The sequence below is a fragment of the Ralstonia sp. UNC404CL21Col genome (assembly GCF_000620465.1).
GTDB lineage: Bacteria > Pseudomonadota > Gammaproteobacteria > Burkholderiales > Burkholderiaceae > Ralstonia > Ralstonia flatus.
Window position 1 is genome coordinate 1,395,673 of record NZ_JIBE01000003.1, and the last position, 22,303, is coordinate 1,417,975.

The window sequence follows — 22,303 nt, forward strand, 5'->3', positions numbered from 1 at the left end:
CTCGCTTTGCCCCCGCGCCACGCGTGATGGCACGCATTGTCTGCGCAGCGCAAAACCGATACGATTTCGCAGAGCCTCGACATCAAGTAATTCGATGTCGAAATACTAGGACGAGGATTTTTATGGGTCAAGGTGATTCCGCATCCCCGCAGGGCGGACCGATGGACAACATCCTCGCGCAATGGCGGCGCGAGCGCCCGGACATCGACCCGAGCCCGATGGCCGTCTGCGGCGATGTCTGGCGCGCCGGCGAGCGGTTGCGCAGCGGCGTGGTCGCCAACGTGGCCGGAGCCGATCTCGACATGGCGGGTTTTGACGTGCTGCTGACGCTGCGCCGCAACGGCCGCGATCAGGCGCTGTCCCCTTCGGCGCTGGCCAAGGACATGATGCTGTCGACGTCCGCCATGACGAATCGGCTCGACCGGCTGGAAAAGCGCGGCCTGATCGCCCGCAAGACCGATCCGGACGACCGGCGCGGGCTGCAGATCGTGCTGACCGACGAAGGCTTCGCGCTGGTCGACGGGCTGGTCGCCTCGCATGTGCAGACCGAAGAGCGGATGCTTGCGGCGTTGAGTCAGGCGGAGCGGGCGATGTTGCGAGAGCTGCTAGGGAAGATCGGCGCAGGCGATTGAGTTCGACCGACAGGAGAACACGTTCATGCTGAAGCGATTCAAAAACCTGTTCGGCCGACCCGCGCCGACACCGACATCGGAAGACCCGCTGCGCGACGACGACATCCTGCGGGACGACCTGTCTCCCAGCGCGGACGCGATCGACGCCCTGGCCGAGTTCGTGCGCCTGGTGGCGGCCCCGTGTGGGCAGGCCGAGGCGGACCAGCTGGCCGCGTCCGTGCGGACCGGCGACCTCCCGGGCGACGATATCGCCGGGCTGTTGACGTGGTCGATTGGCCGAAACCTGGGCGACGGCGCACCGTGGACGCTCGCCATCTGGGTCGATTGGAAAGCCTGGGATGAAATCGAATGGCAGACGGAGAAGCTGCTCGACACGCTGGGCATCGGGGCGCGCTGGGAATGGGCCCGCGCTGAAGCCGAGCGCACGGTTGCAGAGGGGCTGCTCGATTTCGGCGCGTGGCTGCGTCCGCATGGCTACGAATTGCTGCACGTCGATACCGGCGGCGACGACTACTTTGCGTTTCCCATCCGGGCGGATCTGCTGCAAACCGGACTTGCCCACGCCGAGCGCGCAGGGCTGAAGGTCGCGCAGGCCGACGACTTTCGCGCGTCGCAAGGGCTGTCGCTCTAGCCCCGCCTTGTTTACCGCAACAACCCCGTAAGAAGACGGGTCGCGCGCCGGGCCATTCCTCTTTACGATGGCGGCTCACGTGTGCGCGTGGGGCGCCAACCTGGAGGAGCGTGTGAGCCTGACCATCCTGTGTGTGCTGGTGATCGTGGCAGCGGTGTGCGCAGCACGCGGCCGACGTCGGCCTGCGCGCGGGCTGGCGGTGTTCAGTGGTGTGCTGGTGATCGCGATCGGCTGTGGGCCGGTGCCGGCGTGGCTGCTCGATTCGCTGGAAAAACCGTTCGAGAACGAGCCGCAGATCCAATGGGGCACGCGCAACGCCATCGTGCTGCTGGGCGCGGGCACGTTCCGTGTGGGCGATGAGGTCGAGCCGGGGCTGTTCTCGTATCCGCGGCTGGTGGAAACCACGCAGCTGTACCAGACGTGCCGCAAGTCGGATGGCGATTGCAAGATCCTCGTCAGCGGCGGCGATGCACGCCACCATGGCTTACCGGAAGCAACGGTGTATCAGCGCGAGCTTGTCAGGCTGGGTGTGGCCAAGGACGACGTGCTCATAGAACCCCGGAGCATGAACACGTGGCAGAACGCGCAGTTCTCGCGCACGGTGCTGTCGCAATACGCGCCGGACCGCACGGTGCTCGTGTCGTCGGCCATCCATCTGCGGCGCAGCCTGCTCTATTTCACGCACTTCGGCATGGCGCCAATTCCGGTGCGCGCAGACGATCTGCAGGCCGCGGCATCGCCCTTGCCGATGGCATACAACTTTGCGCTGACCGATTTCGCGCTGCACGAGTGGATCGGCATTGCGCGGTATCACGTGTACAACGCGCTGGGCTGGAACCCGGCGCGCATCAATCCCGGCGACGCCTGACTCGCTTCGCTGCACCCCACCGTTCGAAGCGGCGCTCTAGTGCTTCCGGAGGGCAGCAAAAATCCGGCGCCGACCTATACTTTGTGCATCGCAACATCCGGGCATCGCAATGCGCCACCTCGGCCGTATTGAAGCTCACCGCCTCATCACCATTGGCAAGCTTGCTTGCCACCACCCGCCCACCGGGCGCGGCCATCCCTGACGGGAATCGCTGACGATTCCTGCGCCAGCAAGCAGGCCGCTGCGTAAGCAGCGCCCGCCCCGCCAGCCACACCTCAGAAGCAAACCAACAAGCAAGGGGAACCCTCATGCCTCAAGTCACGGCAAGCAAGCTGCCGGTCAAACTGCTCGCGCTCGTCTTCGGTGCTGTCGCGGCGCTGGTGATCGGGCGGACTTTCCTGCTGAACTGGCAGATCATTCCGCCCGGCTACACGGGCATCAAGATCAACCGGCTGGTCGATCGCGGCATCACGCATGAAAACGTCGTCACCGGGTTCGTGTTCTACAACCCTGTGCAGACCGCGATCATCCAATACCCGACCTACGTGCAGCGCGTGATCTGGACGCAAGACGTGAATGAAGGCCGCGCGCTCAACGAAGAGCTGACGTTCAACACCAAGGACGCCGTGCCCGTCAACGTGGACGTGGCCGTCTCGTACCAGCTCGATCGGGAGAAAGTGCCGGCGTTCTACACCAACTTCCGCGCCGATCGCATCGAGACCTTCACGCACGGCTACCTGCGTGACACCGCGCGCAACGTGATCGTCGCCATCGGCTCGGAATACAACTTCGACGACGTGAATGGCGGCAAGAAGGAAGAGTTCGTCGCGCGGCTCACCAAGGAGCTGGACGCGCGGCTCGCACCGCTGGGCGTGTCGATCAAGCAGTTCGGCATCGTCGGTTCGCTGCGCCCGCCGCGTGCGCTGCTCGATGCGGTGAGCGCCAAGACCAAGGCCATCCAGGACGCCATCCGCACCGAGAACGAAGTGCGCTCCGCCCAGGCCGAGGCCAAGAAGCGCGTGGCGATTGCCGAAGGCGAAGCCGCCGCCAACCGTGCGCTCGCCTCGTCGCTGGATGACCGCCTGCTGGCATGGGAGCGCCTGAAGCTCGAACGTGCCGCCATCGAGAAGTGGAACGGCGTGACGCCGAGTGTGATGGCGGGCGGCAACGGCGGCGGCATGTTGTTCAACATCCCGGCCGGCGCGCAAACCAAGTAAGCCGCACCGCCAAAGAAAAACGCGCCCGAAGGCGCGTTTTTCGTTTCCGCTCAGGCGGCGATCAGCTTGCGAAGCCCGGCGCTGCTTCGCGCACGGCGTGCTCGGCGCCGGCTGCGGGAATCGGCGCTTCCACATGCAGGCTCGTCGCTTCATCCACGCCCAGGTGCACGTTCATGCATTGCACCGCCGCACCGGCCGCGCCCTTGCCCAGGTTGTCCAGACGCGCGGTGACGACCATGCGCTCGTCCGAACCAAACACGAACAGGTCGGCGCGGTTGGTGTCGTTGGCGCCCTGCACATCGAAGAAGCCGTTGTCGAGCGTCGCAACGTTGTCAGCCGGCGCCACGCGGATGAACTGCTCGCCCTGGTAGTAATCGGCCAGCACACGGGCGATGTCCGTCGGGCTCACCTTGCGCGCCAGGTGCTGCGGGTGCAGGCCGATCGTCACGGCCAGGCCTTTGAGGAAGTTGCCGACGACCGGCGTGAAGATCGGCGCGAGGCTCAGGCGGCTCTGCACGCGCATCTCCGGCAGGTGCTTGTGCGCCAAGGCCAGCGCGTACGGGCGCGGGCTGTCGAGCTTCGGGTTATTGGCGGCCAGGTAGTCGGCGATCATGGCCTTGCCGCCGCCGCTGTAGCCGGTGAGCGAGAACGCCGTGACCGGGTAGTCGGCCGGGACGATGCCCGCATCCACCAGCGGACGCATCAGCAGCACGAACGCGCTGGCGTGGCAGCCCGGCACGGCGATGCGCTTGGTGTTGCGCAGGCGCTCGCGCTGGCCCTGGGCCAGTTCGGGCAGGCCGTAGACCCAGTCGTCCGACGTGCGGAACGCGGTGCTGGCGTCGATGATGCAGGTGTTCGGGTTGTTGACCAGCGAGACGGCCTCGCGCGAGGCGACGTCCGGCAGGCACAGGAATGCGACATCGGCGGCATTCAGGAATTTGGCGCGCTCGGCTGAATCCTTGCGCTTGTCTTCGGCGATGCGCAGCAGCTCGATATCGTCGCGCTGCGACAGATAATCGAGCAGGCGAAGGCCGGTGGTGCCTTCCTGACCGTCGACGAAAACCTTGAATGCCATGGTGATCTCGCAAAAAAACTGGGGGCCAAAGACAACGCCGGCAAGCGGTGCCGGCGCGTGAGGTTTGCATTGTAGCGGCTGACGAAGACATTTCCGCGGCAGCGCTATGAAGTGACTTTGATGCCGCTTACCAGTGCGGCTTCGTGTCGTAATCGATCGTCAGCGGCGCGTGGTCGCTGAACTTGATGTCCTTGAAGATCGACGTGCGGCGCGCGGTGGCGGCAATGCCCGGCGTGGCGATCTGGTAATCGATACGCCACCCGACGTTCTTTGCATACGCCTGGCCGCGATTGCTCCACCAGGTGTACTGCTCGGGGCGCTGGTCGAGCGTGCGGAACACATCCACATAGCCGACCTCGTCGAACAGCTTGGTCAGCCACGCGCGCTCTTCGGGCAGGCAGCCGGAGTTCTTCTGGTTGCCCTTCCAGTTCTTGATGTCGATTTCCTTGTGGACGATGTTGACGTCGCCGCACAGCACGACCTCGCGGCCCTTTTCGTGGCGCAGGTCCTTGAGGTGGTCCATGAACAGGTCCATGAAGCGGAACTTGGCCTGCTGGCGCTCTTCGCCGCTGGAGCCCGACGGCACGTAGACCGAGATGATCGACAGCTTGCCGTAGCGGGCCTCGACGTAGCGGCCTTCGGCATCGAACTCGCCGTTATCGAAGCCGATGATGACCTCGTCGGGCTTGTGGCGCGTGTAGATGCCCGCGCCGCTGTAGCCCTTTTTCACCGCGTGCTGGAACACGCCGTGGTAGCCGTGCGGCGCCAGGAATTCGGGCGTCATGTCGTCTTGCGCGCATTTCAGTTCCTGCACGCAGACGAAATCGGCGTCCTGCTTGCCCATCCATTCAAAAAAGCCTTTGCTGGCAGCGGAGCGAACGCCGTTGAGGTTGGCGGAAATGATGCGTAACATGGCGGGACTTTTTTGCGGACCAGAGAAAAAAGATGAGCCAAAACAGCGAGTTGCGCCAATCCTTCATCCGCTTTGCGGTGGAAGCCGGCGTGCTGTCGTTCGGGGAATTCGTGACCAAGGCGGGGCGGACGTCGCCCTATTTCTTCAACGCCGGCAAGTTTGCTGACGGCGCACTGCTGGGCCAAGTCGCGCAATTCTATGCGAAAACCCTGCTGGACTCCGGTGTCGAGTTCGACATGCTGTTCGGGCCGGCCTACAAGGGCATCACCCTGGCATCGGCCACCGCCGTGGCGCTGGCGGGCCTGGGCCGCAATGTGGGCTTCGCGTACAACCGCAAGGAAGCCAAAGACCACGGCGAAGGCGGCAGCCTGGTCGGCGCGAAGCTGCAGGGCCGCGTGGTGATCGTCGATGACGTGATCTCTGCCGGCACTTCGGTGCGCGAGTCGGTGGAGATGATTCGCGCTGCTGGCGCAACGCCGGCTGCCGTGCTGATCCTGATGGATCGGATGGAGCGCAGCGGCAATGCGGTGGATATTGGCGAGCGCTCTGCGGTGCAGGATGTGCAGGCTCAATACGGGATGCCGGTTGTGTCGATTGCTAATCTGGACGATTTGCTGGGGTATCTGGATAACGCTGGGGACCCGGCGCTGGCTGGGTATCGTGAAAAGGCTGCGGCTTATCGGGATAAGTACGGCGTTAGCGCGATTTGAGCTTTTGATGTTGTGGAAAACCCCGGTGGATGTTGTTCGTCGGGGTTTTTGTTTTTTGGTTTGGCCTTTGTTTCATCCCCTGCCGGGGCTGACTCACTTTCTTTGTCTTGCCAAAGAAAGTAAGCAAAGAAAGGCGCGCCCGAGATGGCGACCCATTCCTTGAATTTCTGTCGCAGGGAGGGAGGGGAGGCAAACTCGCTGCGCTCAGACAGCCTCCCCTCTTTTTCCTCCCTGCGACAGAAATTCAAGGCGCCATCTAGGGCAGGGAAAGTCAAAGGACAAAAGCCACACCCTCGGGGCGCAAGCCCAAACGAAAAGGCCAACCGCACGATGGGTTGGCCTTTCTCTTTTGACGTTGAGCCCTTGATGGCGCCTTGAATTTTTGTGAGCGGGCGGATCAAGGAAGGAGGCTTGTCTGAGCGCAGCGAGTTTGCCTCCTTCCCCGCACGGTCACACAAATCCAAGGGGAAGTCGCCATCTCGGGCGCGCCTTTCTTTTGCTTACTTTTCTTTGGCAAGACAAAGAAAAGTGAGTCGGTCCCGGCAGGGAACGAAAGGGGGGGCGGACCACCAGCGCCAAAATCCGACACCGCCAACCCAGTCACTCAATCCTCAACGCCTCAAACGCCGGATTCCCCTCCGGATACTGCGGCTTCATCCCTTCCAACACCCGCAACAAAATCTCCGCCACCATCACGTTCCGGTGCGTCTTGGAATCCGCGGGCACGACATACCAAGGGGCGTCGGGCGTCGCGGTGGCGTTGATGGCGGCCTCGTAGGCTTCCATATAGCCCTCCCAGAACTCCCGCTCTGCAATATCGGCTGGGTCGAATTTCCAGTGTTTGTGCGGATCGTCGACGCGCTCCTGCAGGCGCTGGCGCTGCTCGTCTTTCGAGATATGCAGGAAGCATTTGACGATGGTCGTGCCGGTGTCGCTCAGCATCTGCTCGAACGCGTTGATGTGCCCATAACGGCGTTTGCACTCGGCCGCGTCGATGTCGCCGTGCACGCGCGTGATCAGCACATCTTCGTAGTGGCTGCGGTTGAAGATGACGATCTCGCCGCGCGCGGGCGTCTGGGCGTGCACGCGCCAGAGGTAGTCGTGTGCGAGTTCCTGCGGCGTCGGCGCCTTGAAGCCGACCACGCGCAGCCCCAGCGGGTCCATCGCGCGGAAGACGCCGCGCACGGTGCCGTCCTTGCCCGAGGTATCCATGCCCTGCAGGATCACCAGCACCTTGCGTCGGTGCTCGGCGTAGAGCACATCCTGCAGGGCGTCGAGCTTGGCCGAGACTTCGGCCAGGCGTGCGTTGTCGTCCGCCTTGTTGCCGGTGGAGAACGGCTTGCTAGTGGCATCCACCTTCGCGATCTTGAACTTGTTGCTGCCGTCGAAACGGTAGTCGTCAATCAGGTTCTTGCCGTTCGTGCCCACGGTATCTCCTTGTTGTTCTGACGTTGCGGCAGGCGGCCGCGCGGTGTCAATGCGGTGCGGCAGTCAGCTTGAGTGCATCCAGGTCCAGCGTGCCTTCAAAGACGGTGGTGGCGGGGCCCGTCATCATGACCGGCTGGCCGACGCCGGCCCAGGCGATGGTCAGGTCGCCGCCATGCGTGGCCACCTTGACGGGCGAATCCAGCAGGCCGCGGCGGATGCCGGCCACCACCGCTGCGCAGGCGCCGGTGCCGCACGCGAGCGTCTCGCCCGCGCCGCGCTCGTACACGCGCAGACGCACGGAATGGCGATCGACGATCTGCATGAAGCCCGCATTCACGCGGCGCGGAAACACGGCATGCGATTCGATCAGCGGACCGTCTCCCAGCACGGGAAAGGCTTCCGTATCGTCGACGATCTGCACGGCATGCGGATTGCCCATCGACACGGTCGACAGCCATGCAGTGCGGCCGTTGATCTGCAGCGCGTGCTGCGTGTCGTCGCCTTCAACGCGGGTGGGCAGGCCGTCGGGCAGGAACGGCAGGCGCGCCGCCTCGAACACCGGTGCGCCCATGTCGACCGTGACCTGGCCATCGTCCTGCATCGTCAACGTGGCGATGCCGTTCATGACTTCCACGCGCACGGTGCGCTTGTCGGTCAAACCGCGGTCGGTGACGAACTTGACGAAGCAGCGTGCGCCGTTGCCGCAGTGCTCCACCTCGCCGCCGTCGTGGTTGAAGATGCGGTAGCGGAAATCGACGTCGGGCCGCGTTGAACGCTCGACCAGCAGGAGCTGGTCCGCCCCCACGCCGAAGTGGCGATCGGCAATGGCAGCCCATTGCTCGGGCGTGAAGTCGATGGGGGTCTGGATGCCGTCGAGCACGACAAAGTCGTTGCCCGCGCCGTGCATCTTGGTGAAGTGCAGTTTCATGGCGGGCCGCACAGAGGCGGCAATGAGCGTTCGGAAAGCGCCCATTCTAAAGCGAGCCGGCCGCGGTTGCCCTGGGCCGGCTGCAGGCATCAATAAATGCCCGGCATGCCCTCGGGGCGGTGCTTGAAGCGCTTGTGCACCCAGTAATACTCGGTGATGCGCGGGCGGATCGCGTCTTCAAAGAAGGCGTTCATGCGGCGCGTGTCGGCGGTCAGGTCGCCGGTGGGGTAGTTCTCCCACGCGGGCAGGATGCGCAGCGCGTAGCCTTCGTAGTTGGGCAGGATCTCGGTGTACATCGGCACGACCTTGGCGCCGGTCATCGACGCCATGCGCGGAATGGCGTTGAGCGTGAGCGCCGGCACGCCGAAGAACGGCACGAACTCGGAGTCGCGCTCGCCGAAATCCATGTCCGAGATGAGCTGCAGCGCCTCGCCGCGCTTGATGGTGCGCATGATCTGGCGGATGTTTTCGTTGCGCGACACCATGGTCGCGCCAAAGCGGCTGCGCAGCGCCTTGATGGCGTCATCGAGCACCGGGTTCGCCATGCGCGTGTACAGCGAACAGCCCGCGTTGCCGACGTGCGTGCGCAGGTAGTCCGTCAGCGCCAGGGCGCCGATCTCCACGCCCGACAGATGCAGCGTCACGAGAATGTGCGGCTGGCCGTGCAGCGCCGGCAGGTTGGCCTGGTCGTCGATCTTCACCACGCGCATCAGGCGCTTTTCCGATGCGAACCAGGCAAACGAGCGCTCGGCAAAGCTGCGGAAAACCTTGCGGAAAACGTCGTGCGCCATGGCTTCGCGCTCGGCTTCCGACTTCTCGGGAAAGCACGCGCGCAAATTGGCCAAGACCACGCGGCGGCGGCCGTTGGGAATGCGGTACAGCAGACCGCCAAGGCCTTCGCCAAAACGCGCGACGAAACCGTAGGGCAGGAAGGACAGCAGCCACAAGAAGCCGAGTCCGAGTTTGGCAGAGAAACGTTCCATAAAGGCAGCAGTGTCAGGCAGCGGGCGGAGCTTCCGCGCCCTTGGGATGCTTGTAGCGGTTATAGCCCCAGAGATATTGCGTCGGCGCCACGGCAATCAACCGCTCGATGGCGGCGTTGATGCGCGTGGCGGCCTGCGTGGCGTCTTCGGGCAGGTCGCCGATCTCCTCCACGTGCAGCCGGTAGCCCGCACCGCGCGGCAGCCGTTCGGCAAACAGCGCCACCACCGGCGCGCCTGTCAGGCGATGCAAGCGGTGCACCAGCGTCATCGTATAGGCCGGCTTGCCGAAGAACGGCGCCCATACGCCTTCACCGCCGGTGGGCGTCTGGTCGGGCAGGATGCCGATGGCCTCGCCGCGCTTGAGTGCGCGCACCAGCATGCGCACGCCGCGCGGGTCTGCGGGGGCCATGTGCATGTTCGGCCCCGTGCGCATGTGTTCGATCCAGGCGCGCAGGCTTTCCTTGCGCGGCGGCTTGAACAGCGATGTGACGGGATGCTCGCTTGCGTAAGCCTGCGGCAGCACCTCGAAGCAGCCCAGATGCGGCGTGAGGAAGATCAGGCCGCGCCCGTCTGCCAGCGCGCGCTCAATGGTGGATCGGCAGACATCGAACAGGTGCGGCGCAACCTGCGCCCCGTTCTTGCGCACCCAGAAGTACGGCATCTCAAACACCATGCGGCCGGCGGAGCGCCCAGCCTCTTTGAGCATGGCGGGGGTGACGTCGGGATAGGCGTGGCGGAAGTTGGCGATGAGCCGGTCGTGATAGCGGCCGGGCACCTGGGCGGCCAACGCTCCCAGCCAGCCGCCCAGCGCCTGCAGCACTGACAGGGGCAGGCGTGAAAACAGCCAGTAGAGGAAGGTCATGCGTGCGTACGCTGCAATGTGTTGGTCGCAGTCGACAGGGGAGCAGGGTCTTGGCAGGCCTTGCTGCGGCCAAGAAAAGTGCCGCGTATAATAGCGCGATTCGCCGAGTTAACTGACAACTTGCGGGGCGAATCCTTGCTTGGCCACAAACCTCGGCAAGGTTGCTAAATACCGCTAAAGCGTCGCCGGCCGTGGCTTAACGGATTGGCAACGTGATAGCCAATCTGGAGCTAACAGCCGTGTCAAACGACTTCCTCTTCACCTCGGAGTCGGTCTCCGAGGGCCATCCCGACAAGGTCGCCGACCAGATTTCCGACGCCATCCTGGACGCCATCCTCGCCCAGGACAAATATGCGCGCGTCGCTGCAGAAACGCTGTGCAACACCGGCCTGGTGGTGCTGGCGGGTGAAATCACCACGTCGGCCAACGTCGATTACATCCAGGTCGCGCGTGAAACCATCAAGCGCATCGGCTACGACAACACCGACTACGGCATCGACTACAAGGGCTGTGCCGTCCTCGTCGCTTACGACAAGCAATCGCCGGACATCGCGCAGGGTGTCGACCGCGCATCGGACGACTACCTGAACCAGGGCGCCGGTGACCAGGGCCTGATGTTCGGCTACGCGTGCGATGAAACGCCCGAACTGATGCCCTTCCCGATCTACTACGCGCATCGCCTGGTCGAGCGCCAGTCGCAACTGCGCCGCGACGGCCGCCTGCCCTGGCTGCGCCCGGACGCCAAATCGCAGGTGACCGTGCGTTATGTGAACGGCAAGCCGCACAGCGTGGATACCGTGGTGCTGTCCACCCAGCACGCGCCGGAAATGTCGCAAGAGGCCATCCGCGAAGCCGTGATCGAAGAGATCATCAAGCCGGTGCTGCCGTCGCACATGCTGGCCGACACCAAGTACCTGGTGAACCCGACCGGCCGCTTCGTCATCGGCGGTCCGCAAGGCGACTGCGGCCTGACCGGCCGCAAGATCATCGTCGACACGTACGGCGGCGCAGCCCCGCACGGCGGCGGCGCGTTCTCGGGCAAGGACCCGTCGAAGGTCGACCGCTCGGCCGCGTACGCCGCGCGCTACGTGGCCAAGAACGTGGTGGCCGCTGGCCTGGCGCGCCAATGCCAGGTGCAGGTCAGCTACGCGATCGGCGTGGCTCGCCCGATCAACATCACGGTGTACACGGAAGGCACGGGCGTGATCCCGGACGACCAGATCGCCAAGCTCGTGCACGAGCATTTCGACCTGCGTCCGAAGGGCATCGTGCAGATGCTGGACCTGCTGCGCCCGGTCTACGAAAAGACTGCCGCGTACGGTCACTTCGGCCGCGAAGAGCCGGAGTTCAGCTGGGAAGCCACCGACAAGGCCCTGCTGCTGCGCGAAGCAGCCGGCCTGGCTGGCGAGCCGGCCAAGGCGTTTGCCTGAGCCAGCACTGGCGCCAAAGAGAAACCGCCCTTCGGGGCGGTTTTTTTGTCTGCCTGCCAAGAAAAAAGCCGCCCCGAAGGGCGACTTCTTTTTTCTACCCTGCACATGCGGTGCGCGCTACTGCCTCGCAACAGCGGCACGGAACGCGGCATCGTCGAGCAACACGCCGACCAGCTTGCGGTAGAGCGCTTCATATTGCCCTGCCGCCTGTGGAATCGCCGACACGCCCATGAACGGAGAATCCCACGAAGCCTCGGTACGCAATGCGCGGTCGTAGCGCACGGCGCCAGCCCGCGTCACCACAAACCTTGCTGCCAGCGAGGCTTTGCCAGTCCCCACGGGTGCTTCGACGGAGCTGTCGAGCAGCGTGCCGGTAATGACTGCATCGGAACGCGCATCCAACAGGCCTGCCGACTGCAACTCGACGCGCAAGGTTTCCCGCAGGTATTGGGCAAAGGAGCCCTCCACCGGCGAGCGCACTGTGTTGCTGCGAATGCTGACGCCCTTATCCATACTCGCCGATTGCGCGGCATCCAGTGAGAAGCGGCCCACCTCGACCGGGCCGATGGCAGGGCTACCGCTGCGCAGTTTCGCTGCGTTCTCGATAGTCGGCTTGGGCGGCGTCATCGGCATTTCGGCGCAGCCCGCCAGCAGCGAGGCGGCCGCGAGCAACGCCGCCCACAGTGCACGCGTCATTCCGGAATCAGTTGAACGCGGCGTCATAAGACAGATCCTTCAGCGCGTTGCTCAACACCTCGCGCGTCACCTGCTGGGCTGCGTCCAGCGCTGTCGCAGACTTCTTGGCGCCGGCGGGCGGATTGGCGTTGCCCAGCGTGGTGTGGATCGCATGACGCGCAGTCTTCACGATGGGGGTCGCCTGCCCCGGCGGCAGGTAGCTCACCGTGCAGATGTAGCCATCGGTGACAGCGCTGCCGGCCAGACCAAAGGTCAGACCCGTCACGAAACCCTTGGACGCGGCATCGTCCGTGATCGGCACGTTGTTCAGCGTGACGTTGAGCATGCCCACGTTCGGCGTCGGCTCTGTCGATACCTTCGAGAAGAGGCCGGTTTCGATGACTTCCTTGGCGGCCGTGTCTTTCAGAAGCGTCGTCACGCGCGGGTTGGGCGCGCCTTTGGTTTGAAATTCGAACACCAGTTGCACCGGCTTCGGATCCGCAACCTTCTTCATTTCGGACGCCGGCACCGCTTTGGTCGCGGTGTCGACATAGAAGCTCGCGCAACCTGTCAACATGGCTGCGCCGGTCAAAGCAGCGGCCATCACCATACGGCGGATGAAGCGCCCGCCCCCAAACTTGCTGTTGTTGTTTTGCATACCCTGATTCTTCTTTGTGTGAGGTCGACTTCGGATACGTCGACGCAGGCGGTCAGCGTACTGGCGCGCCCCGCAGACGGCGCCCCGGAGGGGCTGGGGGATGCTATCAGAGGCGAAGTGAAGATCACGCCCTTTCGAAGAGGGGTATCGCGGCGGCTGGTGGGGCCGCTTCAGTCGGGCTCCGAACCCGGCGCATCGGCAAAATGAAAACCGCCCTTCAGGGCGGTTTTTTCTTGGACCTTCGCAGCAGCAATCAAGCCGCCGTCACGCGAAAAGCCCGCCAGCGCGGCGAGTTGCCGTAGCGAGCGCGAATGCCCTGGCGCAGTTCAGCGGAGTTGCCGTACTGGAACAGGCCGTTCTCGATGTCGTAGAAGAGTTCGCGACCGGGGCGCGTGTCCACGGCTGTCGCGTGGCCGTAATTGGACAGCCAGTACACGCCCGGCGTACCCGTCACGATATCGAGCAGCGCATCGAAGTTCACCGCGTTGGCAACTTGCACGCCATGCAGGTCCACGTTGCTCAGCAAGGTCAGCACGTCCTGCCCATTGCCATTCGGATCCCAGCGGAACTTAACCTGCAAGATGCCGGCGCGCAGCTTGCTCGGGTCGGAATCCTTGGGCGCGATCGACGCGTCCAGCGTGTTCTTGCACCAGAGCGCGCTGGCGGCGGCGCACCAGCCGAGGCGGCGTTCGGTGTCGGTGCCGCCGCCCTGTGTCTGCAGGCTCGAATAGTTGTTGTGCGATGTGTAGAGCGTCTGTTCTGCCATGATGTGGCCTCGTCATCCATGAGCGTGAGCCACCGGCTGTGTGCCGGCGCACCGCAAGGAACCGCCCTCACGGCAAGACCCACTCTAGGGACGCCAGGGCAGCGCCGATATGCGCCGCATGTGCCCAACTTCGCCCCATGACAAGCGGCACGGGCCAAAGATCACGGCAGGCGATTGCGCAATTTCGATCAGGCGCGTCAAACCCGCCGGCGATACCGTATCGCCACCCAGGAGCCACCGCATTGACCACCGCCACCGACCGCTACCTCGCCCGCTTCCGCGCCATGCTCGCCCACATCGACGCGCATCTGGAAGACACGCTCGACGTGGACGGGCTGGCCGGCGTGGCAGCGTTTTCGAGCTACCACTTCCACCGTCAGTTCTCGTTGCTGTTCGGCATGAACGTCGGGCGCTATGTGCAGTTGCTGCGCCTGAAGCGTGCCGCCCATCAACTCGCCTATCGCGACGACGTGCGCATCACCGACATCGCGTTGGCGTGCGGGTACGAAGGGCCGGAGGCATTTGCTCGGGCGTTCCGCAGGCAGGCGGGCCAATCGCCGTCAGCCTTCCGGGCCGCGCCGCAGTGGGCATCCTGGGCGACCGATCTACAGGCGCTGCGCGCCCTCAGGAGCCAACACATGCCCGCACAACCGCACACCCAATCCGTTGAGATCGTCGAGCGCGAGGCCGTCGCCGTCGCCGCCATCGAGCACCGCGGCGACCCAGCACGCCTGGGCGAGACCCTTCGCACGTTCATCGCCTGGCGCCGCGAGCATCGGCTGCACCCCAGCGTTTCGGCCACGTACAACGTCGTCTACGACAACCCCGACGACGTGCCGCCCGAGGCGTTCCGCATGGACATCTGCGCGGCGACGCAGGCACCGATCGCCCCCAATGCGGCGGGCATCACCGGCAAGACGCTGGCAGGCGGGCGCTATGCCGTGCTGCGCCACACGGGCTCCGACGACACGCTCGCCCAGAGCGTGGCGTACCTGTATGCCGATTGGCTGCCCGCCAGCGGCGAGGAGCTGCGCGACGCGCCGTTGCTGTTCCAGCGCGTGCGCTTCTACCCCGACGTGCCCGAGCACGAAGCCGTGACCGACGTGCTGCTGCCGCTCAGATGACCGGTCAGACAATCAGGCGTCCAGGTGGATCTGGATGCCGGTGGCCGTGTAAATGGCCGTGGCCTTGAAGCCGTCCACCACCACCGATGAGAACTGGCGGTTGCTGCCCGCGCCATCTACCACGGCGATGGTGTCGCCCACCTTGGGCGCGTAGCCGTTCACGAACTTCACGTGCAGCGTGCCGCCGGCAATCGTGGTGAGGCCGGCCACGCTCAGCTTGCCCTGACCGTTCGGGCCGATGGCGAGGTCGAGCGTGGTGCCCTGCAGTTGCGTGAACTTGCCCGCAATGGCCACCGCCGCCGGCGCGTTGACCGCCAGCGTGCCGGCGCCGACATACACGTCGCCCGTGCCGAATGCGTTGGCCGAATCGGCTTCCAGCACACCGCCTGCGACCTGCGTGCCGCCGGTGTACGTGTTGGCGCCTGCCAGACGCAGCCGGCCGGTGCCCTGCAGCGTGAGCTTGCCCGCGCCCGAGATGGCATTGCGCCACGTATCGGCCGCGTTGAAGCCGCCCTGCGTTGCATCCATCGACACGATCACGTTGCCGTTGAACGCGCCGTAGCCGTCGGCCGCCGCGAACAGGTTGAGGCGGCCCCAGCCTTCGGCGTCGTCGAGCACGGGGTAGCCGGATGCCAGCTCCGTCGTCTTCAGCACCACGCGGCGCTGATCGGCGCTCAGGTACGGGAAGCGCGTTTCCAGCAGCACCTCGGCGCCCTTGGGCACCACCGGCGCCAGCGTCGTCGCGCCGATCTGCGTGAAGCCAAACGTCATGCGGCGCGTGAAATTGGCCTGATTGGTGGCGTAGTCGGCAAAGCGGTCGGTGGCCGGCGTGCCGGACTGGGCCAGCGCCGGGAAGGTCGTCGCATCCGTGCCGGTCTGCGCCATCAGCGCGGTGTGCGCCTGCGTGAAGGCGGCCGCCTTGAGCGCGGCATTGGCCGGGTCGACGAGGTTGGCTGCGGCGGCGGCAATGCCGATCATGCGGCCTGACATCACGTCCAGCGGCGAATGCATGCCGGCCAGGATGCGGTTCTCGCCCAGCTCCAGACCACGCGACAGCATCTGCTGGAAGCGCTCGGGCACCAGGTATGCCATGGCCACGGCATCGCGCGTCGCCTCGGCCGAGTGGCCGCTGATGAAGCCGCCGTCGGTGGCGGGGGTCGGGCTCTCGGCCGGCACCAGCGTCGGCACGACCGCCACGCTGCTGCTCCAGCGGTACGGTCGCGCATATTTGTAGAAGCGCTTGGCCGGCTCGGTAGAAGCGTTGTTGCCGACCGTGTTGATCAGGTCGACCACCTTGCCGAACGCGGTGTTGCCGCCCGAGGTGCCCACGCCCGTGTTGTTGCCGCTGTCGTTGTAAAGCACGGTGGTGGCATCGGCCGGCACGGTGGTAATGGACGTCGTCTGCTGCGCGAGCGTGCGCCACGCGGTGGTCAGCGGCCCCATGCCGTCGGTCACGCTGTAGCCCTTGCCGCGGCGGTCGTCAAAGTACGCCGCATCGGCCTGCGCCTGCGTGCGGTTGGCGGTGGCGTTCACCACGTATTGAACGTTTGCGTTCAAGACCGGCAGATTGAGCTGCGTGCCGCCGGCCGTGCCGTCGTTGGGCAGGCCCGTCCACGTGGAGGCGACCACCGCCGGGAACGACCCGTTGGCCGGCGCGTTCACGCCCGCATCGACGATCTCCGTCAGCGGCTGCCAGAGGTCGAGAAAGCGCGTGAACAGGCGCACACCGGCGTTGGTGCCCAGCGTGGCGTAGCGCGCATCGCCGCGCTGGTTGGTGGCGATGTTGTCGACGAAGGCCGGCACGCCGGTGGCCACGGCCGCCGTGTCGACAAAGCCGGGGTCTGCCGGCGGCGCCGGAATGGCCTGCGTGGTGGCAACGGGCGTGCTGCTGGTGTTGTCATCGCCGCCGCCGCACGCGGTGAGCGCGAGGGCGCCGAAAAGTGCAACGAGGCTGGAGCAAAGACGCGGACGGGAAAACGCGGGGCGGACAGTGAAGGACATGGTGCGGCGGGCTTGCAACCCGCAAAGAGCGCTGGAAAGCCCAGCAGTCTCGGCACGCGCCATGAAATAACGGTGACGTTTCGTTGACAAATCCGCGTGATCTTCGCCCTACGTTGGGGCATCTCGCGTCATGACAGCGCTGCCAGTGAGTTATGTCACAGAGTGATATAATCGCCGACCGCATTCTTTGACCTCTGGTGAAGCCTGGTCCGGGCAATCGCCGTCTGTCGACCATGTCCGCTTCACCGCTGCATCCCGCCCTGCGCCGCTGGCTCCACAGCTTCATTCCCGCACCCGTAACCGTGCGCTGGAGCGAACGCATGCGTTCCGCCGTCGGCGCCCTCATCGGCATCCTGTTTACCGGCACGATGATGAAGATGGTGCCGGGCGCGGCCACGCTGATCCCGCTGCTGGTCGCGCCGATGGGCGCCTCGGCCGTGCTGCTGTTTGCGGTGCCGGCCAGCCCGCTCGCGCAGCCGTGGTCCATCATCGGCGGCAACCTGGTGGCGGCCACCGCGGGCGTCACGTGCGCGCTGCTGGTCAATGACCCGGTGATTGCATCGGCGCTGGCCGTCTCGGCAGCGATTGCCGGCATGTTTGCCCTGCGCTGCGTGCACCCGCCTTCGGGGGCGGTGGCGCTCACCGCCGTGATTGGCGGCCCGGCCGTGCATGCGCTGGGCTATCGCTTCGTGCTGGAGCCGATCCTGATCCAGTCAGCGCTGCTGCTGGTGGGCGCGCTGGTGTACCACGCGGCCACGGGCCACCGCTATCCGCACGCGCAACGCCTGCCCGCCGCCGAGCGTCCGCCCACCGCAGCCGGCTTCAGCCGCGCCGACATCGTCGCTGCGCTGCGCCGCCAGAGCGAGCTGCTGGACATCGACCCGGAAGACATCGAAGCCGTGCTGCGCGAGATGCAGCTGCAGGCCTACACGCGCACGTTCCACGCACTCACGTGCGCCGACATCATGACCACGCCGGTGGTCACGGTCTTGGCCGGCACATCGATCCCGCGTGCGCTGCAACTGCTGCGTCAGCATGGCTTCAAGGCATTGCCGGTGGTGGACGAAGACAGGCGCGTGGTGGGCATCGTCACGCGCGCCGACCTGCTCGGCCTGGCGCCCGCAGACCTGCGCCAGACGCTGCGCCGCTGGTTCAGCATCGGCGCGCTCACACCGCCGCGCGTGGCCGACCACATGAAGACGCGCGTGCAGACCATCGCGGCCAGTGCGCCCATGTCGGACCTGGTGCCGATGTTTGCCAGCGCCGGCCACCACCACATTCCGGTGCTGGATGCCGACGGCCGGCTGGCCGGCATCGTTACCGAATCCGACTTGGTGGGCGGGCTGTATCGTCAGGCGAACATCGCGCCCCAGGCGGCCTGACGCGTCAGCACATCAGGCGCCCGAGCGCCCGACTGCGCCTGCCCTGCCGTCACAGCGCATCCCAACGCCAGTCCTGCTGGAGCCGGTCCCGAACGTAGTCGACAAACACGCGCACGCGCGGCGCAAGGTGCTGGCTGTGCGGATAGATCGCGTGCAGCGGTGCCGCCGACACCGAATGCCCCGGCAGCACGCGCACCAGGCGCCCGGCCAACAGATCGTCGCCCACGTCCCAGATGGATTTGACGGCAATGCCCGCGCCCTCGGCGGCCAGCGCATGCGCGGCTTCGCCGTCGTTGGTGACGATGGAGGCCGTCACGCGCACGGTGTGCTCTTCGCCACCGCCGCTGAAGCGCCAGTCTGCGCGGCGCTGGTCACCGATGAGGATGCACCGATGGCGCACGAGGTCTGCCGGATGCGCCGGCGCGCCGTGCTCGGCCACGTATGCCGGCGAGGCACATAGCACCCGGAAGTTCGGGGCCAGCGGCCGCGCAATCAGCGTCGAATCGGTCAGCGCGCCGAAGCGGATGGCCATGTCGTAACCACTGTCGATCAGGTCGACCACGGCGTCGGTCAGCTCCAGCTGCACGCTCAGTTGCGGATGCTCGCGCTGAAACGCCGCCACGATGGGCGCAATGCGCCGTCGCCCGAGCTGCCCCGGCGCCGTCACGCGCAGCAGGCCACTCACGGCCTGGCGACGCTGCATCAGCAGCGACTCGGCCTGTTCGATTTCATCGAGGATGCGCACCACGCGGCTGTGGAACAGCACGCCCTCTTCGGTCAGCGTCTGACGGCGCGTGGTGCGCTGGATCAGGCGTACGCCCAAGGCGGTTTCGAGCTGCGCCAGGCGCTTGCTCACGACGGACAGCGGCAAATCCATCTCGCGTGCCGCGCCCGACAGACTGCCGGCGGAAACGATACGGGCAAACGAAATGAGCGCGGGCAGGTTGTCGAGCATGAGGCAATTCTTCGCGTTTCGGAAAGGATGTTTCCTATTGGCAGCGGTATTTCAGCGATTTCGCGAAGGCTAGCATGCCTCGGTCTTTCACGTTAGCGCTTGCGCCATGACCCGACTGCCTGATACCCCGCCCTCCACCGACGCTCGCGTCGACACCGCTGCCCAGCCGCACGCCGGCCGCCGCACGTTTCTCAGCCGTGCAGGCGCCGGGGCAGGCGCCCTGGCCGCTGGCGCGCTGCTGGCCGGCAACGCCGCCGCACAAACACCGCGGGCCAGCGGCCCTGCAGCTGCTGGCGCGCCAGGCGCAGGCCAGTTCTGGCCAGACGGCATTCGCCTCATCATCTCCATCTCGATGCAGTTCGAAGCCGGCGGCCAGCCGCCCAAAGGCACCGACAGCCCGTTCCCCAAGATCGACTTTCCGGCCAGCATGCCGTCCGACCCGGCCACCAACACGTGGTTTGCCTACGGCTACCGCGAGGGCATTCCGCGCATGCTTGACCTGTGGGACCGACACGGCGTGAAGGTCACCTCGCACATGATCGGCGAGGCGGCGCAACGCCACCCCGAACTCGCGCGCGAGATCGTCGCACGCGGCCACGAGGCCGCCGGGCACGGCCCGCGCTGGAGTTCGCAATACGCCATGACGCGCGCCCAGGAACGCGCCTTCCTGAGCGAAGCCATGACGATGGTCGAGGCGGTGACGGGCCAGCGCCCCGTTGGCTACAACTGCAACTGGCTGCGACGCGGCCCCAACACGCTGTCGCTGCTGCAGGAGCTGGGCTACCTGTATCACATCGACGACCTGAGCCGCGACGAGCCCTTCATCGAGCAGGTCAACGGCCGCGACTTCGTGGTCGTGCCCTACACGCTGCGCAACAACGACATCCTGCTGATCGAAGGCCGCAACTACTCGCCATCGGCCTTCCTCGAGCAGATCAAGCTCGACTTCGACCAGCTCTACGAAGAAGCCGGCTCGCGCCGCCGCATGATGTCGATCAGCGCGCACGACCGCATCAGCGGCACGCCGCAGATGGTGCGCGCGTGGGACGCCTTCCTCCGCTATGCCAAGCAGCATCCCGGCGTGGCCTTCCTGCGCAAGGACGAGATCGCCCGCCACACGGCCGCAAGCCCGTTGAGCGTGCGCGAGCCCGAAACCATCTGACGCCGGCCCGGCGGCGGCGCTGCATGCCCGCCGCCCGGCTGCTCGCCTACCCAGTCTCTGCACGCACTGCCATGCCGCATATCGTGATCGAAGCGACCGAGCCGCTGGCACGTCGCCTGGATTTTCCCGCGCTGTTGCGCACGATCCACCAGCAGTTGGCCGACAGCGGCAGCGCACGGCTGAGCGACCTCAAGAGCCGCGTCCACATCGCCGGGACGTTTCTTTCCGGTGACAACGCGCAAGCGCAGTTCGTCGTCGCCCGCCTGGTGCTGACCAACCCGCGCCCTGCCCAGATGCAGCGCGACATGGCCGCGACCATCCACGACGTTCTGCGCGATGCCATTGCCGCCCGCGCAGATGCCGGCGCCTGGTGGCAATGCTGCGTGCTGGTGGAAACGCTCGACCGGACGCTGTACCAGAAGACCGACTCGCGGGCGCCCGGCTAGCCCGTCAGTCAACACCGCACGCCGCAACACACACAACAACACCCAAGGAGACCTCATGAACCCGCACCCGCACGCCGGTGCGCTGGCGCAGCCTGCACCTGCCGCCGCCACGCCATCCGCACTGCCCCGCACCGCACCTGACGATCCGGCACTCGATGCCATCTACCGCCGCATTGCCTGGCGGCTGATGCCGATCTTGTTGCTGGCCCAGGTGTTGGCCTACCTCGACCGCGTCAACATCGGCACCGCCAAGCTGCAGATGGCGGCCGACCTGAGCCTGAGTGCCACCGCCTACGGACTGGGCGCAGGCATCTTCTTCGTTGGCTACTTCTTCTTCGAGGTACCGAGCAACCTGCTGCTGCATCGGCTGGGGGCGCGTTCCTGGATCGCACGGATCATGGTGTCGTGGGGGCTGCTGTCGGCGGCCATGGGCTGGGTGCAGAGCACGACCGGGTTTTACGTGCTGCGTTTCCTTCTGGGCGTGGCGGAAGCGGGCTTCTTTCCCGGCATCGTGCTGTATCTCACGTACTGGTTTCCCGCACACCGGCGCGGCCGCATGACGACGCTGTTCATGAGCGCCACGGCCGTGGCGGGCATCGTGGGCGGCCCGTTGTCAGGATGGATCCTGGCGGCATTCGACGGGCAGCTCGGGCACGCCGGCTGGCGGTGGATGTTCGTGCTCGAAGGGCTGCCGTCTGCGCTGGTGGGCGTGCTGGTGTTCTTCCTCTTGCCGAGCCGGCCGCGCGAAGTGCGCTGGCTCAGTGCCGATGCACTGGCGCATCTGGAAGCGGATCTCGCCCAAGCCGCGCCGGCGCAGGCGCCGCTGCATCGCGCGTCGGACATCCTCAACGGCACGGTCCTGCTGTTTGCGCTGATCTATTTCCTGCTGCTGGCAGGCTTGTATGGCGTGAGCTTCTGGCTGCCGAGCGTGATTCGCGCCGCGGGCATCGCCAGCACCGTCACGGTCGGGTGGTTGAGTGCCGTGCCGTATGCCGTGGCCATGGTCGCCATGAACGTGGTGGCCCGGCAGGCCGACAGACGGCGCAACTGGGGCACGCTGGTCGGCGCGTGCGCGCTGGTGGCCGGTGCAGGCTTTTGTGTGAGCGCCTTCACCGTCGATCAGCTCGCGCCGGCCATGGCCGCATTGACGGTCGCCTCGGCGGGCATCCTGTCGGCGCTGCCGCTGTTCTGGAACCTGCCCACCGCCCGCCTGGATGGCGTGGCAGCCGCTGCCGGCATCGGCTTCATCAACGCCATTGGCAACCTGTCGGGCTTCGTCAGTCCGTTCGCCATCGGCTGGCTGACGGACCTGACACACACGGCAACCGCAGGCGTCGGGCTGCTGGGCGCATGCGCCATGCTGGCCGGTGTGTTGACGCTGGCATACGGGCGTCGCAGTCGCGCGTCCTGACATCACCCAAGCAGAGATGCGGCCGGTGCGGATACGACACCTGTCC

At 65.8% G+C, this 22,303-nt stretch carries 22 protein-coding genes; 11 read left to right on the forward strand and 11 right to left on the reverse strand.

The window, feature by feature from the left end; all coding sequences use genetic code 11:
* Positions 1-122: 122 nt before the first annotated feature.
* The 4 genes from N511_RS0106625 to N511_RS0106640 all read left to right on the forward strand — a co-directional run bounded on the left by N511_RS0106625 (position 123) and on the right by N511_RS0106640 (position 3,348).
* Positions 123-632, forward strand: coding sequence for a MarR family winged helix-turn-helix transcriptional regulator (locus tag N511_RS0106625; RefSeq protein WP_027678577.1), 510 nt, complete (start codon positions 123-125; stop codon positions 630-632).
* 25 nt (positions 633-657) lie between these two features.
* Entirely contained in the window at positions 658-1,263 is a 606-nt protein-coding gene (locus N511_RS0106630) for a DUF6630 family protein (RefSeq protein ID WP_027678578.1), read from the forward strand.
* A 112-nt stretch (positions 1,264-1,375) separates the two neighbouring features.
* Positions 1,376-2,131: a YdcF family protein gene (locus tag N511_RS0106635; protein ID WP_027678579.1), complete on the forward strand. Its 756-nt coding sequence runs from the start codon at positions 1,376-1,378 to the stop codon at positions 2,129-2,131.
* 308 nt (positions 2,132-2,439) lie between these two features.
* Positions 2,440-3,348, forward strand: a complete 909-nt coding sequence (locus tag N511_RS0106640; protein WP_027678580.1) for a prohibitin family protein — start codon at positions 2,440-2,442, stop codon at positions 3,346-3,348.
* A 61-nt stretch (positions 3,349-3,409) separates the two neighbouring features.
* On the opposite strand, the gene argC is transcribed toward N511_RS0106640, so the two are convergent.
* Both argC and N511_RS0106650 read right to left on the reverse strand, forming a co-directional pair.
* Positions 3,410-4,423: an N-acetyl-gamma-glutamyl-phosphate reductase gene (gene argC, locus N511_RS0106645; protein WP_012760871.1), complete on the reverse strand. Its 1,014-nt coding sequence runs from the start codon at positions 4,421-4,423 to the stop codon at positions 3,410-3,412.
* A 127-nt stretch (positions 4,424-4,550) separates the two neighbouring features.
* Positions 4,551-5,336, reverse strand: coding sequence for an exodeoxyribonuclease III (locus tag N511_RS0106650; protein ID WP_027678581.1), 786 nt, complete (start codon positions 5,334-5,336; stop codon positions 4,551-4,553).
* 32 nt (positions 5,337-5,368) lie between these two features.
* Here N511_RS0106650 and pyrE point away from each other — a divergent pair, with 32 nt between their 5' ends.
* Positions 5,369-6,046: an orotate phosphoribosyltransferase gene (gene pyrE, locus N511_RS0106655; RefSeq protein ID WP_027678582.1), complete on the forward strand. Its 678-nt coding sequence runs from the start codon at positions 5,369-5,371 to the stop codon at positions 6,044-6,046.
* A 600-nt stretch (positions 6,047-6,646) separates the two neighbouring features.
* On the opposite strand, the gene N511_RS0106660 is transcribed toward pyrE, so the two are convergent.
* The 4 genes from N511_RS0106660 to N511_RS0106675 form a co-directional block, all read right to left on the reverse strand.
* Positions 6,647-7,474 carry a polyphosphate kinase 2 family protein gene (locus N511_RS0106660; RefSeq protein ID WP_027678583.1) on the reverse strand — a complete coding sequence of 276 codons (828 nt, stop codon included), beginning with the start codon at positions 7,472-7,474 and terminating at the stop codon, positions 6,647-6,649.
* A gap of 46 nt (positions 7,475-7,520) precedes the next feature.
* Positions 7,521-8,402, reverse strand: a complete 882-nt coding sequence (gene dapF / locus N511_RS0106665; RefSeq protein ID WP_027678584.1) for a diaminopimelate epimerase — start codon at positions 8,400-8,402, stop codon at positions 7,521-7,523.
* Positions 8,403-8,491: 89 nt separating this feature from the next.
* Complete coding sequence (locus N511_RS0106670) at positions 8,492-9,385, reverse strand: lipid A biosynthesis lauroyl acyltransferase (protein ID WP_027678585.1); 894 nt, start codon at positions 9,383-9,385, stop codon at positions 8,492-8,494.
* Between the two features lie 13 nt (positions 9,386-9,398).
* A complete protein-coding gene (locus N511_RS0106675; protein ID WP_027678586.1) occupies positions 9,399-10,247 on the reverse strand; it encodes a lysophospholipid acyltransferase family protein in 849 nt (282 codons plus the stop codon).
* Between the two features lie 239 nt (positions 10,248-10,486).
* On the opposite strand from N511_RS0106675, the gene metK reads away from it, so the two are divergent.
* The gene (gene metK, locus N511_RS0106680) at positions 10,487-11,677 is read left to right on the forward strand and encodes a methionine adenosyltransferase (RefSeq protein WP_027678587.1); all 1,191 of its coding nucleotides are present in this window, start codon (positions 10,487-10,489) and stop codon (positions 11,675-11,677) included.
* A gap of 117 nt (positions 11,678-11,794) precedes the next feature.
* On the opposite strand, the gene N511_RS0106685 is transcribed toward metK, so the two are convergent.
* The 3 genes from N511_RS0106685 to N511_RS0106695 all read right to left on the reverse strand — a co-directional run bounded on the left by N511_RS0106685 (position 11,795) and on the right by N511_RS0106695 (position 13,776).
* Complete coding sequence (locus tag N511_RS0106685; RefSeq protein WP_027678588.1) at positions 11,795-12,373, reverse strand: hypothetical protein; 579 nt, start codon at positions 12,371-12,373, stop codon at positions 11,795-11,797.
* A 7-nt stretch (positions 12,374-12,380) separates the two neighbouring features.
* The gene (locus N511_RS0106690) at positions 12,381-13,010 is read right to left on the reverse strand and encodes a hypothetical protein (protein ID WP_027678589.1); all 630 of its coding nucleotides are present in this window, start codon (positions 13,008-13,010) and stop codon (positions 12,381-12,383) included.
* A gap of 253 nt (positions 13,011-13,263) precedes the next feature.
* On the reverse strand, positions 13,264-13,776 hold the full coding sequence (locus tag N511_RS0106695; RefSeq protein WP_027678590.1) for a hypothetical protein: 513 nt from the start codon (positions 13,774-13,776) through the stop codon (positions 13,264-13,266).
* Positions 13,777-14,018: 242 nt separating this feature from the next.
* On the opposite strand from N511_RS0106695, the gene N511_RS0106705 reads away from it, so the two are divergent.
* Positions 14,019-14,900 carry an AraC family transcriptional regulator gene (locus N511_RS0106705; protein WP_027678591.1) on the forward strand — a complete coding sequence of 294 codons (882 nt, stop codon included), beginning with the start codon at positions 14,019-14,021 and terminating at the stop codon, positions 14,898-14,900.
* A gap of 12 nt (positions 14,901-14,912) precedes the next feature.
* Here N511_RS0106705 and N511_RS0106710 read toward each other — a convergent pair whose 3' ends face one another.
* On the reverse strand, positions 14,913-16,901 hold the full coding sequence (locus N511_RS0106710) for an acid phosphatase (protein WP_027678592.1): 1,989 nt from the start codon (positions 16,899-16,901) through the stop codon (positions 14,913-14,915).
* Positions 16,902-17,134: 233 nt separating this feature from the next.
* On the opposite strand from N511_RS0106710, the gene N511_RS0106715 reads away from it, so the two are divergent.
* Positions 17,135-18,283 carry an HPP family protein gene (locus N511_RS0106715; protein ID WP_027678593.1) on the forward strand — a complete coding sequence of 383 codons (1,149 nt, stop codon included), beginning with the start codon at positions 17,135-17,137 and terminating at the stop codon, positions 18,281-18,283.
* Between the two features lie 49 nt (positions 18,284-18,332).
* On the opposite strand, the gene N511_RS0106720 is transcribed toward N511_RS0106715, so the two are convergent.
* Positions 18,333-19,238, reverse strand: a complete 906-nt coding sequence (locus tag N511_RS0106720; protein WP_027678594.1) for a LysR family transcriptional regulator — start codon at positions 19,236-19,238, stop codon at positions 18,333-18,335.
* 106 nt (positions 19,239-19,344) lie between these two features.
* On the opposite strand from N511_RS0106720, the gene N511_RS23765 reads away from it, so the two are divergent.
* From N511_RS23765 to N511_RS0106735, 3 genes are read left to right on the forward strand one after another with little or no spacing between them, the layout of a single operon-like run.
* Entirely contained in the window at positions 19,345-20,400 is a 1,056-nt protein-coding gene (locus N511_RS23765) for a polysaccharide deacetylase family protein (RefSeq protein ID WP_051530834.1), read from the forward strand.
* 23 nt (positions 20,401-20,423) lie between these two features.
* Positions 20,424-20,846, forward strand: coding sequence for a 5-carboxymethyl-2-hydroxymuconate Delta-isomerase (locus tag N511_RS0106730; protein WP_155954022.1), 423 nt, complete (start codon positions 20,424-20,426; stop codon positions 20,844-20,846).
* A 55-nt stretch (positions 20,847-20,901) separates the two neighbouring features.
* A complete protein-coding gene (locus N511_RS0106735) occupies positions 20,902-22,257 on the forward strand; it encodes an MFS transporter (RefSeq protein ID WP_051530835.1) in 1,356 nt (451 codons plus the stop codon).
* Positions 22,258-22,303 lie beyond the last annotated feature (46 nt).